Here is a 16,977-nt window from a genome sequence, read left to right on the forward strand (position 1 = left end):
AGTTTTTGGCGTGAATTCACCAATGAATTCACGCCTTTATTTTTATTGATCAATTAACGTTCGTTGTACTTTTATCAAAAATTCCCCTAGTCGTTCGCAGAGATTTTCTTTATAGGGACAATACTTATTGTACCTATGAAACCTATGTGGGAAAATGGTTGTGAAATTGCCTGCGAATTGGGCTAACAGATAAGGTATTTACTAGGAAAGATATAATTTATTTAAGATAAAGATAGAACATTGATAAGCAAAGGAGTTTGGAGAAATGAACTTAGAAAAGCTAAAAAAAGCATTAGAAGAGGAAAAAATTGATGAAGCAGAAGGTATTTTAGAGGAAGTAGGGACAAATAAGTACGAACCCGCCATCCCGCTTCTCATTGAGTTCTTAAAAAGCACAGATAATCATCGACTAAGAAATTCTATTGCACTTACTCTTAGTGATATTGGAAATGAAATAGCAGTAGAACCATTAATTGAAATGATAAATGACCCAAAGACTTTAGGGTTTAGAGGTTCATTGCTTTTTGCCTTGAAACCTTTTGATTGTTCTTCACACTTAGAGACGCTAATCTATCATCTTTTATCTGGAAACTTTGAGGTACAAATGGAATCGTATCAACTAATTGAGGAAAACATTCATTCTGATCTATCTGATGATTTAATACTAAAATGTATCATTAAGGTAAAGAAAGAATTAGATGAAATAGAACGACAAAAGGAAATACTCTCAGATGCTTTAGACCTGTTATTTTCATTAAAAGAAGTATAATGACACGAAAATCTGACCCAATGAAAGAAAAAACGCTGCTGATAGTAAAAATCAACGGCGTTTTCTTATGTGATTATTGTTGTGAATTACCCTTTGCTTTTTGAGGTGAAAAGGGTTAAATTTTCTTCGTGGTCACTCACCGTGAAGAACAAATGATAGAGGGATTTGGTGCTCTTCTACCTCAAAAGCATCTAACCAGTCTCTCTTTGTGAAATCGCCATGTAATTTCAACTCCCCACTCCCCTTGCCCAATCTTGCTTTTTGAAAATTATGTTACCTCTTTTTAGACAGAATCATATCCACATGAGGAATCCCGTCCTCCAAGTAAACATCTGATATCACTTCAAATCCGAACGATCCGTAGAACTTTCGCAGGTAATCCTGGGCTTGAATTTTAATACGTGATTCGTTGAGCTCGTTTGTTAAAAAATCGAGCGCTCGCTTCAGCAGCTCTTCCCCTAGCTTTTGCTTGCGATAGTCTTTTTTGACAAGAACGCGTCCGATGGAAGCCTCCTCATAAGACACTCCTGGTGGAAGAAGGCGAGAGTATGCGGCAATTTCCCCCTCTACTTCTTTAAACAAGTGATAGCTAAGAAGATCCTTTCCATCTAGTTCAGGATACGGACAGTTTTGTTCGACGACAAACACGTCTACCCGTTCTTTCAGCACGCTGTACAGCTCATTTGTCGACATTTCTTCAAATCTCTTAATATACCATGTCATTGTTTCGGCACCTTCTTTTTCAAAATATGTATGAAAGCCGTTTTTATTATTATAAGGCAAACCTGCCACACATGTCAGCGGCTTATTAAATGACTTTCCATACATTGGTTACTTTTTATTTTGATAGGGTACTACATATGTGAAGTACATCACGTTCTTAGTTAAAGGAGAGATGGCAGCATGAGTAAACCAGATAAAAACAATGCTAAAACAGGTGCTGAGTTATTAGTTGAAAGTTTAGAGAAGCATGATGTTCCTTACGTATTCGGCATTCCTGGAGCAAAAATTGATGGCGTATTCGATGTATTAAAAGACCGTGGTCCAGAGGTCATCGTATGCCGTCATGAGCAAAACGCAGCCTTTATGGCCGCAGCGGTCGGAAGACTCACTGGTAAGCCGGGTGTGTGCCTCGTAACATCAGGACCAGGCGCAGCCAATTTAGCGACCGGGCTTGTGACAGCGACAGCAGAAGGTGATCCCGTCGTTGCACTGGCTGGAGCTGTTCCTAGAGGAGATCGAGCAAAAAATCGTCACCAATCAATGGATAATGAAGGCCTCTTTAAATCCATTACAAAGTTCAGCGTTGAAGTAGAAGATGCAGCGAACGTTTCAGAAGTCATCGCAGATGCTTTTCGTAAAGCGACCTCTTCTCCTTCTGGCGCAGCGTTTGTCAGCTTGCCGCAAGACGTAATGGCGAGTGAAACGTCACTTCCCGTTCTTTCACCCTTAAAAGCCTCAAAGCTTGGAGCTGCAAATAAAGATGCATTAACAGACGCCGTTCAAACGATTCGCACAGCTAAATTGCCCGTGCTTCTACTAGGAATGCGTGCTAGCCAGCCACAGGCAGTAAGGGCCATACGCACGCTGCTTTCGAAGCATGGGATTCCTGTCGTAGAGACGTTTCAAGGTGCAGGAGCTCTTTCACGTGACCTTGAATCCAACTTTTTTGGACGAGTAGGGCTATTTCGTAATCAACCCGGAGATGTGTTGCTGAAGCATGCTGATGTGGTCGTGACGATTGGGTATGATCCAATCGAATACCCTCCTTCTCTTTGGAACAAAGAAGGTGAGCGACAGATTGTTCATGTAGACGATGTGCCGTCACAAGCAGACTATGACTATCAGCCAACAGTTGAATTATGGGGAGATATTTCGAGTACGGTTGACGCTCTTGTAAGCGAGTGGCCTTCTATCACGTATTCAGATGAGATTACTGCTCACCTAACAACCATTAAGAGTACACTTCAACAGTCAGAGGAAGACTACGAATTCAAAGAAGACACTAAACAGCTCCATCCCCTTCAAATTATTGACGTTCTTCAGCAGACGATTGATGATAATACAACGGTCGCATGTGATATTGGCTCGTTGTACATCTGGATGGCTCGCTATTTCCGTTCCTACAAACCACAGCATTTGTTATTTACAAACGGAATGCAAACGCTTGGTGTGGCGCTTCCGTGGGGGATTGCGGCATCGCTCGTTCGACCTCATGAAAAAGTCTTGTCTATGTCTGGAGACGGTGGCTTTCTGTTCTCAGCGATGGAGCTTGAAACAGCCGTTCGCCTGAACCTCCCCATCGTCCATATTATTTGGAATGATCAAACCTATGACATGGTTGGCTTTCAGCAGCAAGTAAAGTACAACCGAAAATCAGCGGTAGAATTCGGAAACGTTGACTTTGTGAAATTTGCGGAAAGCTTCGGTGCAAAAGGATTTAGAGTACACACAAAAGAGGAACTTGCATCGGTATTGAAAGAAGCGTTTCAGACCGACGGACCTGTCGTCATTGATGTTCCCGTTGATTATAAAGATAACGAGAAGCTAAATACACAGCTATTACCAGATCAATTAAACTAAAAAGGAATGAGTAAAGATGACAAAAGAGAACCAGAAAACCATTTATCAAACCTCCACGATGATTGCCCTTTTAGATGGTGTGTTTGACGGAGTCGTTACGTATAAAGATCTAGCAAAGCAAGGTGACTTTGGCCTTGGAACGTTTAATAAGCTAGACGGTGAAATGATCGCGATTGACGGAGACTTTTATCAAATTACGCATGGAAAAGCGATTCCGGTTGAGGAAAGTGCAAAAACGCCTTTTGCTATTATGACGACGTTTCAAGAGGAGGTTTCCTATAAAATCGAAGAGGAAATGAGCCTAGAGCAGCTAGAAGAATGGCTAAATAAACGCTTGCAGAGTAAAAATATTTTTTATGCGATTCGCATTGACGGGACGTTTCGTGAAGTGAAAACGAGAACGGTTGCCAAGCAAGAAAAGCCTTATCCTTCTATGGTAGAAGCAGCAGAAAATCAGCCTACGTTCACATCAACGAACGTTACGGGAACGATTGCTGGATTTTTCACCCCTGACTATGCGACAGGAATTGGTGTTCCGGGCTATCACCTACATTTTATCGATGAAGCACGTAAGGAAGGCGGTCATGTTCAGGATCTGACGATAGAGAACATCACGATCAAGATTTGCCAAAAAACAAAGTTAGATTTAACTCTCCTTGAAACGAACGAGTTTTTAGAAGCAGATCTAGAGAGTCATAGCGTAGAAGAAGAAATTGCTACAGCAGAGTAAGAGTAGCTTTCTTAGAAACGTCACGCCCCTTAAACTTGAGGTGCGTGACGTTTTTACATTCACTTATATCGCTGTCATGGTTGTACGTAGTAATTCAAAAGCTTTCTCCATGTCAACATCCCGTTTCAAATGCTCGGGTGTCCATGGAATATATATGTGAGGCTCTATCCCTTTTCGCGTCATGCCCCTTCCCTCGTCAATTCGTGATAATCGTGACGTCGGATAGGAAAGCTCGAAGGTATCGTTCCACGTTTGAGACAGTAGGTTCGCATAGTCATTTACCCCTGCAGTTGGTCTGCCGATTACCGTCACTTTGCTCGATTTTTTACACATTTCAATAAAAGAATCTCCTGAGCTTGCACACGTATAGTCTGTTAACACAACGACTTTCTGGGGCTGGGGAAATCCTTTTACAAACGTGTTCTCGGGAAGAAGCTCACGAAAGTCAAACTCAACAAAGCCCTTCCCCTTATGCTTTTTCCATTCACGCAAAAATAACTCGACGGAGAAGCGCGACTGTTTGTCATTAATGAATGTTAACTGTTGTTCAATTTCATAAACGGCACGTTCTGCATTTGATGTGGTGTTATGAAACAGCATTTTCTCCGTCGGATTGTATAGCTCCGTTCCTTCTGGTGGCAATAAATAAGGAAGCAATGGGAAAAAGCTTGAATCGCTTCCTCCTTTATTCACGCGAACGTCTACAATCCAATGTTTAGCTTCACTCAACAGCTGCTCATTGTTCCTGATAAGATTCACAATGGCATCAGGGTTTGCAAAAACGGTTATTTTGAACAAAACAGTGTCTGGCGTTTGTTCTTGAACGCTGTATGTAGGAATCCATTTCGGATAATCAAACCACCGCAAATTTATCGTTTGGCGACTTCCATCTTCTGTTACGACTTCACCTTTATCATAAAGAGCTAAAATCTTTGTCCACTTTTCGCGCTCTGCCGTACGTTCGTTTACATAGCGGTGGTGAATTTCTTTTAACTCTAGGACAGGTATGCCCCCTAATGACGTAAAATACATTCCTTTTTGGAGCTGTGACTCCTGCTGTGCGGACGTTACATAAAGCTTATCTTCAAAGCGCCGCACGTCAAACCCTCGATGACGTTTTTTCACCGATTTATTTTGAATGGCACTAAAAAACAGATGTGGGTCATTCCAATCCATCAAATAATCTTGCACAAGATCGACAAACGCTTCATCCGTTAATAGTTGCTCGGCTTGCAATCTACGAATCTCGTGGACGTATTCATCAGGGCGATCACACCCTATTTTGTCATAACAGCCCGCATAATCGTTGCGCATAATATGAACGATTTCATTAAATACTTGTTCCAATGACGTTCCTCTTTTCTTTTGTTAATTAATTCTGCGCGTTGTCCTTTCTACTTCAGTGCGTATTCGACTAAATTAAGAAGCTTGTGTTCGGGTACTTGGGCAATTTCTTGAAACGTCATGCCCTTTTTACGTAATCGATCCACAACCACCCAGCCTGTATAGTACACTTCCCGATCGTGACCAGTTGTTCCCTCACCAAATGTAAACTTTGTAAGCGCAGACGAGCTCTCATCCCGCAGATAAGGACCAATGCCCGCTAAAATTTCCTCTTCATGCTTTTGACAGGAAGCAAACCAGCCTTCTTTATGCTCGATATACGCTGCGTCAGGATGACCAGGAACGAAATGCTTGCTGATTTGTGTCGCAAGGCCTTCTTGAATGACAGTTGAAGCGACAGAACGCTCCCATGCTCCGGTTAATTCAGCAGTTTTCATATGTACGACGTGAGTGAGCTCGTGAGTAAGTAAAATATCGTCCGTGTCCGCTCTCGTTTCAATTGGTAAGCACAGCACGGCGTCTCCATCTTCAGTTATGGTTACAAACGGATTGTGCTCGAACCCACCTACGAAGTACAGAACGAAGACCTGAAGAGGCTCCTCGTATCCTAGTAAACTTTTTACGTTGCTTAGATGCTTTTTCAAGAGATCGTCATGAGGAGTCCAGCTGCGTATAGATTCAATATGAGTGTGATACGCACCCCATGCATTCTCCACTAACGTTCTAGCTAATGCATTTCCTTCATCGGTAGGTGGGACTGCGGCAAATCCGTAATGCTCCTGCCACAGCTCCCACCGCTTGTCAGTCGTAACGTGCTCGTGATTTGCACGTTGATAAAATTGCAAAAAATCTGGCACTTTGTTCAAAATGTTCGCTGTGTCCATTTACTACTCCTCACTTTTCCTTTAGCTTCTGTCTTTTCCCATTCGCACAAATAATCATAAATAGCGCTTTAATGGATAGGAAAATAGGAAGAAATTCATTCCCCATTGCTTCTCGACCGATATGAATGATTCCGACTGCAAAGAATAGATACAAAAACAATGCGTATCGTCATTTCATGGTCATTCCTCTCCTTTTATATTTTACCATATTTATACATAATGTACGGTAATCGCTTCAGAAAGCGTACTTCTGAGAAGGAGAAACGATGCCTTTAGAGAATTTCTATATAATTGGTCATTTTAGAGGAGGTTTTACATTGGACAAAACGTCGCTAACCATTAATAAAAATAGCTGGGATGAGGCGGCAACACGCTTTTTCGGTCGAAATCCCCTACCGGAGTATGGCCCACTTGCACCGAGTGAAGAAGAGCTGAATTTATTCGGAGATGTGTCGGGGCTTCGCGTATTAGATGTTGGCTGCGGGAGCGGTCATTCCCTTAAATATATGAATGATCACGGAGCGAATGAGCTATGGGGTCTTGATTTATCAACGGCGCAAATTACAGCTGCACAAAAGGTGTTAGAAAAAAGCAATGTTCCCTTTCATTTGTTTGAATCCCCGATGGAAGAGAATCCTGGACTTCCACGCGACTACTTCGATATCGTCTATTCCATATACGCGCTTGGATGGACGACCAACATGAAACAAACGCTTCAGCATATCCATACATACCTTAAAAAAGACGGCGTTTTTATTTTTAGCTGGGAGCATCCTCTTCATAACCGAATCAGACGTGATCATGACACGTTCACCGTAGCAAAGTCCTATCACGAGGAAGGTTCATACAAGCATCCTGCATGGAAGGAGCCTGCCTACATGCAGCAATACCGCATCAGCACTTATATTAATCTACTAATAGAAACAGGTTTTCGCATTGAACAACTAATTGAAGACGTTGCGCTGACAGAAGAAGATCGAGAGCGTCACGAGAATCAGTGGTACTCGTATGATCAAGCAAAGCTTATTCCAACGACGTTCATTATGAAGTGTACGAAAAAGTAACAAAGCCCATCCCTTTTTTACTCTAGGGACGGGCTTTTTCTATTAGAGATCTTTGTTTGCGTAAATTTTTATCGTAAGCATCCATGAACCAATGAATAATAACAGCGAAATGATTGTACCGGACGTCCAGAGCTGCCACACGTGCATATCTTGGAGAAACGCTAGGCTATTATTCATTATATTCTCAATAGAAGAAGCAATGGCTCTTATCAATATACTTGAAAGCACGATAATGATGGAAAAGATCGTCAGCAAATAGCGGTTGGAGAATTTATAAAAGAACGGAAAATAAAAAGAGAGAAATAATAAAATAAGGATAAAGCTAATCCCTAGCTCTGATCGGAGGTTTTCCCAACTAAGTGCCACAGTCTTTCCGAGGGCTAGTTGACAAACGACGTGTACGACAATCATGCCCACCGTCGTTAATAGAGAAAATAAGAGAACGCCAATATACTTAGAAGAGATAATTTGACTACGTGTAAATGGTAGGCTGTTGATGAGAAGGTTGTTATTATCCTTTGTATCGTAGTAGTGATTATTGATTGCAAATATGGTCACAATGATGACGATACCAAATCCTATGTTAAGATCACCGAGCGTGTAGACAACTCCTATGAAAAGATAGAGAAACATAAGCATTTTTTGAATAAGAAAATCTTTTCGAATTAAGTTATACATACATATTCCCCTTTTTCGTAAAGTACATAATGTCTTCTAACGACGGCTTTTCAATAAGCACCCTATTTCCGAAACGATGTTTCGTCTGATTAATGTTTTTACTAAGTGCTTCAAAGCCAACATTTGTTTTTCGGACCGACACAAATTCATCTGCAGCCTCTGCAGTTAGCAAATCATTACTTCCTTTAACAAGTCCATATTCCTCCAAAATAGAATGATAGTCTTTGTTAAAAATGAGCCTTCCCTCTTGAATGAACGCAATATAATCCGCAATTTTATCAAGGTCTGTTGTGATATGCGATGAAAAGAAAATGGTTTTGTTTTCATCTTGCATCAGCTCATACAGAATTTCTAAAATTTCGCGACGAAATATAGGATCAAGTCCTGATGTGGGCTCATCCATGATGATAAGATCAGCGTGATGTGAGAGTGCAAAGGCTAGGGAAACCTTCATTTTCATCCCTTTGGACATTTTTTTAAGCTTTACCTTTTCTGGTAGCTGAAAGGTTGTCACATAATGATGGAAAAGATGGTCATCCCAGTTGGAATACATCGGGGCGATTAATCGTCTAAGCTGTAAAAGTGTTAAATCATCGTAATAGACATTTTCATCAAACACAAAGCCAATTCGCTCTTTAATTTCCTTTTCATGTTTTTGATGATCGAGTCCAAAAACCTTAATACTGCCGCTATCCTTTTTTACTAAATTCAGTAATAGCTTAATCGTAGTCGACTTTCCCGCCCCGTTCGCTCCAATGAAACCTGTTACGTATCCTTTTGGAATGGAGAACGATAAATCCTTTACCTCAAAGTTTTTATATGCTTTTGACACTTGTTGAACTTCAATTACGTTTTCAACGTTCAATTCCCTTCCCCCTCATATAATAATGACAGCAACTCTATAACCTCTTGTTTGGAAATGTTCACTTCTTTACTTAGCGTAATGGCTTCTTGCAGTTTGTCTTCAACAATTTTCCACTGCTTTTCTTTTAAAAATTCATGGTTTTGCGACGAAACAAACGAACCTTTGCCTACCACGGAGTGAATAAAGCCTTCTTTTTCTAGCTCCTCATACGCACGTTTTGTTGTAATCACACTCACTTGAAGATCCTTTGCTAACAGGCGGATCGATGGTAATGAATCCCCTTCATGCAAGATACCTTTTAAAATATGCTGCTTAACCTGCTGTGAAATTTGTTCGTAAATGGGTTGTTTCGATTGATTTGAAATAATAATTTGCATGCAAAGCTTCCTTTCAAAAGCTAATAGTGTATATATACTATATACACACTATATACACAGAAAAGGTAAAATGCAACAATTTATCTGGATTTTTTTTCAAAATAGATGATTTCGGATTAATCCATCCATAAATTTCATAAAAAACGAAACTTTTACAATTATAATTCGTATATACAAGTAGAGAAAGGAGTGGTCTACATGCCATGCTGTCAAAATTGTGGACATCAGTGGAGCTGGGGGACTACTTTTAAAAAAATCTGGACATTTAAACGAACGTTAACCTGCCCAAATTGCCAAGTAGTGCAGTACGTTTCAAAGGACGCGCGCTTTAAGATCAGCTTAATTTCCACGATTATTCCCCTTGTACTTGTTCCATTAATTGCATTTGGATTTGCCGTCAAATCCATTGTCCTTGTTGAATTTCTCCTATTAGGAATGTTCTCTTTGTACATGCCAAACTTGTACGAATTAACAAATGAAGAAGAACACTTGTGGTAACAAAAAAAGCGCTCTGAGCTCAGAGCGCTTTTTCTGTCATGCATTCATACACATCAAATGAACGACCGAATCCGTATCCATCCTTCACTTCATGAATCGTAACATTCGGAAATCCATTCCGGCTTAAAATCGTATCAAATTCATTCTCTTCATAAAGACGGACCGGGAAATTCATTGTTTCCGTTTTAATTACTGTTTGATCACGCATCAGCACATATTTTATCGTGGTATGTAAAGTGTTTTCGTGCTCATCGTAATGAACTTTTTTCCACTCAATAATCGTGTCGTCTGTAAATTCCACACGATTTGTTTGAGCCCAATTTGGAATTTCTTCCGACGTGTTGCTCGTTGTCATAATCGTCAAGAGTAATTTCCCGTTTTCCTTTAATAGCGAAGATAAATTTTCTAAGCTTTTGGCTACTAAGTGATCTGTCAACAATGAAAACGAACCAAACGGAATCATAATCAAATCATATTTTTTATCTGTGGAAAATTCCTCTATTTTATCATGATAAATAGTGGGAATAAGATTGAGATCTACACACTTTTCTCGGCAGCGTTCTAGCATATCAACCGATAGATCAAACCCTTCAATATCAATCCCCTCTTGCATAAAAGGAATGAGCATACGTCCGTTCCCACACATTGGCTCAAGCACATTCATCTCCTTGTTCTCTACAAACGAAAGAAAGAAGCGTAGCTCTTCTCCTTGGGCAAGTGATTTGTCACGTTCATACATTCGGGTACATAGCTCTCCGTAGTAATCGCTCACCTATTTCTCCTCCAGCTTCCAGTCAAATCCCGCTTCTTCAATCACTTTTACGGGAGCTGCATCATTAACAATTTTATAGTACTCACTTTTTTCATTTTTCGTAATCCAGACGTAGTTTGATGTTAAAAAGGCAATGCCAAACGTACTCTCAGGGTACGTGCGGAGTTCATAGAGGGTTTTCTTTGATGGGTTGTCTACTTTTTTCAACTTCATAGCGGAGATCGCATCCAATAGCTGTTGCTGCGTTTTTTGATCCTCAATCCGTACGCCACGCGTTTGCTCATCTGCTACCATTTGCTTAAGCGTAATCTCATGAATTTTTTTCATCTCCTCCTTAGGAATCACATCAGCAAAAGACTTTTGACGATTTATAAAGACGAGTCCTCCTATTACAATGGCTAGTATAAGAAAAAACGTCACCATTTTTTTCATCTCTTTTCCCTCCTTTATATGTCCTTATTTTACCATTACCCCCTCCTTTCAGGAACAAATTTCCTGTTTTTCTTTTATATGTTTCTCTTGTTTATTATAATAAAGAGAGAAAATTGCGACTGTTGTGAGTTCCTACTGGGTACCATGTAAACGAAATTCTACAGATAAGTTTCAGACAAATAGGAATCTGGTAAAAGTATTTTGCTAGATTGGGGAACGTTTGGTAGAACGATGAGTTGGGGGTCTTCGCTACAGATTGCTTCGCTTTCCACGGGGCGAGCGGTGAGCTAATCCCGTAGGAGTCTCCGCATCTTTCGCTTCAATCCTTGATGTGGGGAATGGTTGTTTTCAGACGAATGTTTCTCCCATACGTCTCTTTTACTAGTTTTGTCGTACCTAGCCATGGTGCTGCAGAGATTAAAAAGGTCAGCGCCTAAGTGCCGCTGACCTTCTTAATTATGCGTGCTCAAAAAGGAATCTTCTCCTACAACGAGCTTCACCCAATGCTTGCTTTCGCTGCTAGTGGAGACAATTTTAAAATTGAGCGTTGCCTCTGCTTTTCCATCTAGGCTTTCTCGTTTCTTTTTTAGCTGAAGCGTGTCCGACTGATAGGTCCCAATCATTGACTCAATGGTATAGTGATCGACGTTTGTGATATCATCGCTTCCGTCTCCATTAATCGTAAAATCAGCAAAGAATTCTGCCCGTGCGATTCCTGTGTTCCAAGCCACTTTTGTATTTTTGTAGCTCGTTGTGTTCTGTTTTGTAACGGTATCATTTAGGAGAACGGTCGTTACCGCAATCGAACCATCGGCAAATGTTTCAACCTGTTGCTGTTTTTTAGCTGTATTGTCCATCGTAATTTTTACCGGTTTCGCTACGTCTTGTAGGGAGTCCATCGTCTTTCCACTATTAATCTTTCGAATGAGCTTTCGCTGAACTCTTGGTTTTACATCATAAGCAGATAAAAATGTTTCAAGCCGTAATTGATCTTTCTTTGTTAACTTCTCTGCGCGTACAGACTCCGCTGCAGGAGCAGTTTTAATAAATGTAATCACAATAATAATAATTAACGTAAGTAGTAACGCCATACTATAAGTGGCGATACGAATGGGTTTCTTATTTTTCTCGTCCACAAAGGCGACTCCTTTATACGATATGGTTATTCATATAATACCATATATTAGGTGTCTCGAAACGTTAAAAATCAGAAAACTCCGCTAATTTCCATCCTCGTTTCTGGGAAGCTTTCATAGTATTTTCGCGTTTGGTGCTCGAACATTTGAGTGGCACAAAGAAGACACTGATAGGCTTCTTCTAGACGACCTTCTGTATGTAAAATTGTAGATTTGAATTGTAGACATCGCGTCATGAGAGAGTTGTCTGCAATCAAGGATGCGTCCTCATAGGCCTCCTCAATGTATAGCAGAGACAAGCTGCTGGCGTTTTGTTTAAATGCTACATGAGACAGCAGAAAGTTAATCGTCGCTTTAAGTTCTTTGTCACCATCGACATGATCACGATGTTCTTTACAGAGTTTCTCTGCTTCTACTAGATTTCCAGCTTTGTAGTACGTAAGCGCCATTTCATAATAGCTGTTTAACACGTGTTTTTGCTTTTGATGACTAATCGCAAGCTCCAAACATTCTTGTAAATAGTTTAGGCTTTTATTAAATTCTCCCGTTTCACGATACAAAATGCCTAAATTCGTTAAACACCCGGCAACTTCCCCCCACTCTTCGTTTTCTTTTAGCAGACGAATCGCTTTTTCCGTTTCCACAATTCCCTTTGCAAACTTTTTTAAATACAAGTACACAACGCCATGCAGCATATAAAAAGATCCCGCTTTAAAGTAACAATTCTGCTCCTTCATGAGTTGAAAAGCCTGCGACATAATCCCAAGTGCTTTTTCAAATTCTTGAATGCGGCAATAGCTATAGGCTTGCGTAAAGTAGAGGTTCAAGTATAGCAATGTATTTTCCGGCGCATAGTTTGATTCCAATAATAGAAGCCCTTTAATCGATGCTTCAATACTTTTATGATAGTCACGAGTTTTAAAATAAGCCTTTGATAGTGAAATGTAAATGCTAATGAGCTGTTCGAGCTCGTAGGGAGGTAAATAGATGAGCGCATCGTTAAAATAAATGAGTGCCTGGTCGTATTGATCGCTTTGAAGAGCGAGGTCTCCATCAATTTTTGCGACTGCCCCACGCACAGAAAGATCAAGGTCTTTTTCTTTTAAATGTGCTAAAATTTCTTTTACTTCTTTATAGCGTTTCGCTTTCATTAACCCTTGAAGTAACGTAATCGTTTCTTGTTTGTTTTCTGCTATTGTCCCTTTTTCACTTTTGTTTTCAAGCAATGATTGAACGCTCACCCCGAGGCGGGCTGCAATTTGTTCAAGCGTTTTTAAGGACGGGTTCGTTAAATTACGTTCAATTAAACTAATCATTCCGACGCTTAAATTCGGTCCAGAAATCTCGCTTTGTGTTAATCCAATCATTTTTCTTCTCTCTTTAATTCGCTGTCCTACACTTTCCATAATGTCCCTCACTTATCAATTCCCTGTTATTTTTTTAATATTCTGCTTATTTTGAAATGTAATCCTTTTAGGTAGGAAAAGTCAACTTTTTTATTCAAAAAAATGTTTTTTTATAAGATTTGAGGGAAAAATATACATTTTTTGATGTGTGTAGCGTAAAAAACAGAGAAAGAGAACCCTCTTTCTCTATTCACTTTATAGAGCAGACTGGTACTGTTTTTCAAGCGTCACACGCAGGCTTTCAGCAAGCCCTTCGACAGCGAGGACTTTTTGCAGCTTTTCTTTGTTTTTCTTGTCAAAGAATTTCACATCGTTCACAAGTGCTACACTGACCGCGTGCGGATCAGGTCTTAAAAGAACGAGCTTATCCTGAGGTGAGACCATTCCTTCTTTTAAAACACGGAATAAAAACCCGGTGTAGCCGCTATCTCTTACTTGAAGAACCAAATCAGAGACGTCATATTTTGTAGCTAGCTTTGCACAAGGATTTCGTGGTTCTGTAACTTGAATAATTGCTTCACCGTAAGAAAAGGTATCCCCTATGTGCGTGTTTTCTTCCGTTAATCCAACGGTCGTAATGTTTTCGCCAAACAAAGCCGTCTCCACCATGTTTGATAAAATTGGTTGCCAGTGAGCGTAGTGTTCATGAGGGTATAAACAAAGAGCCTTTTCTACACCACCATGATGTTTATACGCTTGTTCATCGCCCTGTAGCCCAATTTCACTCAAAAAGATTGGTTCTATAACAGCGCCCTTTCGAATAGCAGATTCAAAGGTTTTAGTACCATATGTTAAGGTTTCAATTTTTCCAATATTAAGTGATTTCACATCGTATGTCGTCATTTTAAACTCCTTTTCTATAAACCTACTCCGTCAGGCGGACAAATTTCCTTTATTCGAGCGCTCTGACCAAGATTAGTAGCCATGATTGTGGCTACTGTGACAAGAACAATCACGCCCGTCCATAGCGCAAAAGCAGTAGAATAGTGCTGTGAGATCCATCCAGCGAGAAAAGTTCCGAGCGCTCCGCTTATCCCGCCCAATACATATGTCACGCTTCGTACGCGCGACAGCAGCGTATCCGGAGTAGCTGCTTGGTGTACGGCAGCCTGAATCACAAATCCCATCGACAGCGCGCCGTCGAATAAAAACATACCTAAACAAATCATCGCGCTGTGCTGAGCCAAGCAGAGAAGGGAAACCCCAACGCCTGACAGAAGAAATAATACGCCCAGAAGGAGCATCCAGTTCGGGTTTTTCATCCATTTTAACACAATAATCCCTAAAATGTTTCCTGCGCCTGCACTTGATAACAAAAGGCCGATGATATCGGTAGAAAGATGCAGGGTGACCTTTGCGTGAATAATGACTAGCAAAGGCACGAATGCCGTTGAAAAACTGAGGGTGCAGAGTGCTCCGCAGCTAATTACCTGTATTCGACAAGCGCTGTCGTTAGCGGTGAATGCGTCATACTAAGTACTAAAAGTGGAATAACCAAATCTCTTAATCTGTGACTTAGTACATCACTTAAGCTAGAGAGCCACATGGAGAAAAAAGATGCGTTTATATACATGGACTTCATGAATGACACCTCATTTTAACAAAATAGAAAAATTACAAACCTGTCATTCAACCTCTCACCTTTTTACTCGCTGAGCGGTGCTAATCCCCATCAGCACTCCACCGCTAATGCCCACGATTGTTCCTAAAATAGGTGTCCACTGCGTTACGTAGATTCCGGCCATAAACAGAATCAAGCCAATGACAAAAAATCGATTAAACATGCTACTCCTCCTTTCTTAGCATTACGTCTTTGTTATTGGATGTATGAAGCAGCTTATGTTTGTACGGAGCAAGCGCTTCTAGAATCTCCTGTCGGTTTTTCGTTTCGTAGATCTTGTTCCATTCGATCATTTTACGAAAAATAGTAAAGGTTGGTTTGTAGTGAGACGCCTCTAATTTCATTCTTTGCTTGAAGAACCGTTTAATAATTTGCCTCTGTCTCGTGCGGTACGGTGGATCGACTAAAATGATGAGGTCCGCTTGCTGAAAGCTGTCCCCTACCCAATCAAGGTGAACGCCTTCAATAATCCACTGCTCAGAACGAATGATTGTTAATAGAAGCTCGTCCCTTTCTTCAGGACTACGCCTTCTGTCCTCTCGTTCTCCTCGCTCCCATACAACGTTATCAAGCTCATAAAACGGAATGTTAAGCTCTTTGGATAACCGCCTTGCGAGCGTTGTTTTTCCACTGCCGACGGAGCCGATAATATGAATTTTGTTCATCACATGTTCGTCACCTCATAGAAACAAGAACCTCCTTAAGTAGGAGGTTCTTGGCTGTTTATTTGGATAAAATGAAAACACCACCGCAATGTGAAATCGGATAGAATTCACACGTGCAAATATCCTTCAGAGCCCCTTTGAAATCTTCTGCTACAAAATAAAATTCATCATCATCCCAGTAGCTACGGCTTACTTCCCGACATTCAACTAATTCACGCTGTGTTGGAAAGGAAATGTCACCGATAAAGACTCGTCCACCATCTGATAATAGTGGAAGCAGTTGGTGAATGAACGCTACTTTTGCCTCATCTGTTAAATGGTGAAGTGTATAGGTGCTAATGATCGCCTCGTATTGCTCCGATAACTGTTTGATTGGTACTCCTTGATTAATATCCCATTCAATTAGGTGTGCATTAGGCATTTCTTCTTTTGCGATTTGAATCATATTAGGTGAGAAATCAAGTCCGTGTATTTCATGACCTTCTTCATACAATCGCTTCGTTAAGACCCCTGTGCCAAAACCAATGTCCAACACTTTTGCGTGTGGTCGCTGCATCACTTCATTAAAAATAGTGGATAAAATCGTTTTATATCCCGCAAACGGATACTGATTTTGTTCTTCCGTCTCCTGTACCGTTTGATTATATTCATTTGCCCATAAGTCAAACCCTTGTTTACTTAGCATGAATGCCTCCTTGTTTTGACTAGGACGAGCAGCATTCATCATTATGAAGCTGTTCCCTAGTTAGTGAATCCCTCTATTAAATGTGAAATACTTGTTATGTATGTCATGTACACCGCCACCTTTCAATTAATAGTTTTATAATAACATATTTTTCCTTATATTTGTTCTAAAAATTCAATCAATAAAGGAGGGATTTATAAAGATTAATTCGTATTTTACTAAATGAGGTGGATAAACAATGAAAAAATATTGGTACGTGATTGCTTCACTTGCTTTATTTGTCATAAGTTTCGCTGCGTGGCAAGTAAGTGGAAGCCTTGCTGAGAAATCAACGACGATGGATGAAACGTCTTCCCTTGCCATGAGTAGTTTTCTTTTGACGGTTTTCTTTTTCTTTACAACCCTTGTGGCGCTTGTTGTGGGCATCGTAAAAATGCGCAGTAAATAAAAGGAGAGGAGCACGGGCTC

Annotated in this window: 23 protein-coding genes; 6 read left to right on the forward strand and 17 right to left on the reverse strand. The window is 40.5% G+C overall.

Translation table 11 applies throughout. The features are described from left to right. Positions 1–265: 265 nt before the first annotated feature. Positions 266–769 (forward strand): HEAT repeat domain-containing protein, encoded by a 504-nt coding sequence (locus IE339_RS13830; RefSeq protein WP_242168381.1) that lies wholly within the window; start codon positions 266–268, stop codon positions 767–769. A gap of 273 nt (positions 770–1,042) precedes the next feature. On the opposite strand, the gene IE339_RS13835 is transcribed toward IE339_RS13830, so the two are convergent. Continuing rightward, positions 1,043–1,492 carry a GNAT family N-acetyltransferase gene (locus IE339_RS13835; RefSeq protein WP_242168383.1) on the reverse strand — a complete coding sequence of 150 codons (450 nt, stop codon included), beginning with the start codon at positions 1,490–1,492 and terminating at the stop codon, positions 1,043–1,045. Positions 1,493–1,672: 180 nt separating this feature from the next. Between IE339_RS13835 and alsS the strand changes: the two genes are divergently transcribed. Then, entirely contained in the window at positions 1,673–3,352 is a 1,680-nt protein-coding gene (alsS, locus tag IE339_RS13840) for an acetolactate synthase AlsS (protein WP_242168385.1), read from the forward strand. A 16-nt stretch (positions 3,353–3,368) separates the two neighbouring features. Further along, a complete protein-coding gene (gene budA / locus IE339_RS13845; RefSeq protein WP_242168387.1) occupies positions 3,369–4,082 on the forward strand; it encodes an acetolactate decarboxylase in 714 nt (237 codons plus the stop codon). 63 nt (positions 4,083–4,145) lie between these two features. Here budA and IE339_RS13850 read toward each other — a convergent pair whose 3' ends face one another. Genes IE339_RS13850 through IE339_RS13860 form a run of 3 tightly spaced genes read right to left on the reverse strand, consistent with a single transcriptional unit; the run spans position 4,146 to position 6,470 of the window. After that, positions 4,146–5,429: a S41 family peptidase gene (locus tag IE339_RS13850; RefSeq protein ID WP_242168389.1), complete on the reverse strand. Its 1,284-nt coding sequence runs from the start codon at positions 5,427–5,429 to the stop codon at positions 4,146–4,148. Between the two features lie 47 nt (positions 5,430–5,476). After that, positions 5,477–6,310: a DUF2268 domain-containing putative Zn-dependent protease gene (locus IE339_RS13855; RefSeq protein WP_242168391.1), complete on the reverse strand. Its 834-nt coding sequence runs from the start codon at positions 6,308–6,310 to the stop codon at positions 5,477–5,479. Between the two features lie 10 nt (positions 6,311–6,320). Beyond that, entirely contained in the window at positions 6,321–6,470 is a 150-nt protein-coding gene (locus IE339_RS13860; protein ID WP_242168393.1) for a hypothetical protein, read from the reverse strand. 157 nt (positions 6,471–6,627) lie between these two features. On the opposite strand from IE339_RS13860, the gene IE339_RS13865 reads away from it, so the two are divergent. Next, the gene (locus tag IE339_RS13865) at positions 6,628–7,374 is read left to right on the forward strand and encodes a class I SAM-dependent methyltransferase (protein ID WP_242168395.1); all 747 of its coding nucleotides are present in this window, start codon (positions 6,628–6,630) and stop codon (positions 7,372–7,374) included. Between the two features lie 42 nt (positions 7,375–7,416). Here the strand turns inward: IE339_RS13865 and IE339_RS13870 are convergent, their stop codons facing one another. From IE339_RS13870 to IE339_RS13880, 3 genes are read right to left on the reverse strand one after another with little or no spacing between them, the layout of a single operon-like run. Further along, positions 7,417–8,052 carry an ABC-2 transporter permease gene (locus IE339_RS13870; RefSeq protein ID WP_242168397.1) on the reverse strand — a complete coding sequence of 212 codons (636 nt, stop codon included), beginning with the start codon at positions 8,050–8,052 and terminating at the stop codon, positions 7,417–7,419. Then, entirely contained in the window at positions 8,045–8,917 is an 873-nt protein-coding gene (locus IE339_RS13875) for an ABC transporter ATP-binding protein (RefSeq protein ID WP_242168399.1), read from the reverse strand. The genes IE339_RS13870 and IE339_RS13875 overlap by 8 nt, the downstream gene beginning before the upstream one ends. Then, positions 8,914–9,294, reverse strand: coding sequence for a GntR family transcriptional regulator (locus tag IE339_RS13880; protein WP_242168400.1), 381 nt, complete (start codon positions 9,292–9,294; stop codon positions 8,914–8,916). The genes IE339_RS13875 and IE339_RS13880 overlap by 4 nt, the downstream gene beginning before the upstream one ends. Positions 9,295–9,492: 198 nt before the next feature. On the opposite strand from IE339_RS13880, the gene IE339_RS13885 reads away from it, so the two are divergent. After that, a complete protein-coding gene (locus tag IE339_RS13885; RefSeq protein WP_242168402.1) occupies positions 9,493–9,792 on the forward strand; it encodes a TIGR04104 family putative zinc finger protein in 300 nt (99 codons plus the stop codon). A 19-nt stretch (positions 9,793–9,811) separates the two neighbouring features. Here IE339_RS13885 and IE339_RS13890 read toward each other — a convergent pair whose 3' ends face one another. The 10 genes from IE339_RS13890 to IE339_RS13935 all read right to left on the reverse strand — a co-directional run bounded on the left by IE339_RS13890 (position 9,812) and on the right by IE339_RS13935 (position 16,509). Further along, positions 9,812–10,564 (reverse strand): class I SAM-dependent DNA methyltransferase, encoded by a 753-nt coding sequence (locus tag IE339_RS13890; protein ID WP_242168404.1) that lies wholly within the window; start codon positions 10,562–10,564, stop codon positions 9,812–9,814. Beyond that, positions 10,565–10,996, reverse strand: a complete 432-nt coding sequence (locus tag IE339_RS13895) for a hypothetical protein (RefSeq protein WP_242168405.1) — start codon at positions 10,994–10,996, stop codon at positions 10,565–10,567. A 452-nt stretch (positions 10,997–11,448) separates the two neighbouring features. Beyond that, positions 11,449–12,132, reverse strand: coding sequence for a hypothetical protein (locus tag IE339_RS13900; RefSeq protein WP_242168407.1), 684 nt, complete (start codon positions 12,130–12,132; stop codon positions 11,449–11,451). Between the two features lie 71 nt (positions 12,133–12,203). Beyond that, positions 12,204–13,538: a helix-turn-helix domain-containing protein gene (locus IE339_RS13905; RefSeq protein WP_242168411.1), complete on the reverse strand. Its 1,335-nt coding sequence runs from the start codon at positions 13,536–13,538 to the stop codon at positions 12,204–12,206. Positions 13,539–13,733: 195 nt separating this feature from the next. Further along, positions 13,734–14,381 (reverse strand): MOSC domain-containing protein, encoded by a 648-nt coding sequence (locus IE339_RS13910; protein ID WP_242168413.1) that lies wholly within the window; start codon positions 14,379–14,381, stop codon positions 13,734–13,736. A gap of 14 nt (positions 14,382–14,395) precedes the next feature. Then, positions 14,396–14,974 (reverse strand): MFS transporter, encoded by a 579-nt coding sequence (locus IE339_RS13915; protein WP_347342726.1) that lies wholly within the window; start codon positions 14,972–14,974, stop codon positions 14,396–14,398. Beyond that, entirely contained in the window at positions 14,965–15,120 is a 156-nt protein-coding gene (locus tag IE339_RS13920; protein ID WP_242168416.1) for a hypothetical protein, read from the reverse strand. Before IE339_RS13920 ends, IE339_RS13915 begins: the two co-directional genes overlap by 10 nt. A gap of 55 nt (positions 15,121–15,175) precedes the next feature. Continuing rightward, the gene (locus IE339_RS13925) at positions 15,176–15,322 is read right to left on the reverse strand and encodes a hypothetical protein (RefSeq protein WP_242168419.1); all 147 of its coding nucleotides are present in this window, start codon (positions 15,320–15,322) and stop codon (positions 15,176–15,178) included. 1 nt (position 15,323) lies between these two features. Further along, on the reverse strand, positions 15,324–15,824 hold the full coding sequence (locus tag IE339_RS13930; RefSeq protein ID WP_242176201.1) for an AAA family ATPase: 501 nt from the start codon (positions 15,822–15,824) through the stop codon (positions 15,324–15,326). A 58-nt stretch (positions 15,825–15,882) separates the two neighbouring features. Next, a complete protein-coding gene (locus IE339_RS13935; protein ID WP_242168421.1) occupies positions 15,883–16,509 on the reverse strand; it encodes a class I SAM-dependent methyltransferase in 627 nt (208 codons plus the stop codon). 238 nt (positions 16,510–16,747) lie between these two features. Here IE339_RS13935 and IE339_RS13940 point away from each other — a divergent pair, with 238 nt between their 5' ends. After that, positions 16,748–16,957 carry a hypothetical protein gene (locus IE339_RS13940; protein WP_242168423.1) on the forward strand — a complete coding sequence of 70 codons (210 nt, stop codon included), beginning with the start codon at positions 16,748–16,750 and terminating at the stop codon, positions 16,955–16,957. The last annotated feature ends 20 nt before the right edge of the window (positions 16,958–16,977 follow it).

Origin of the sequence: Priestia koreensis, from assembly GCF_022646885.1 — a bacterium.
GTDB lineage: Bacteria > Bacillota > Bacilli > Bacillales > Bacillaceae_H > Bacillus_AG > Bacillus_AG koreensis_A.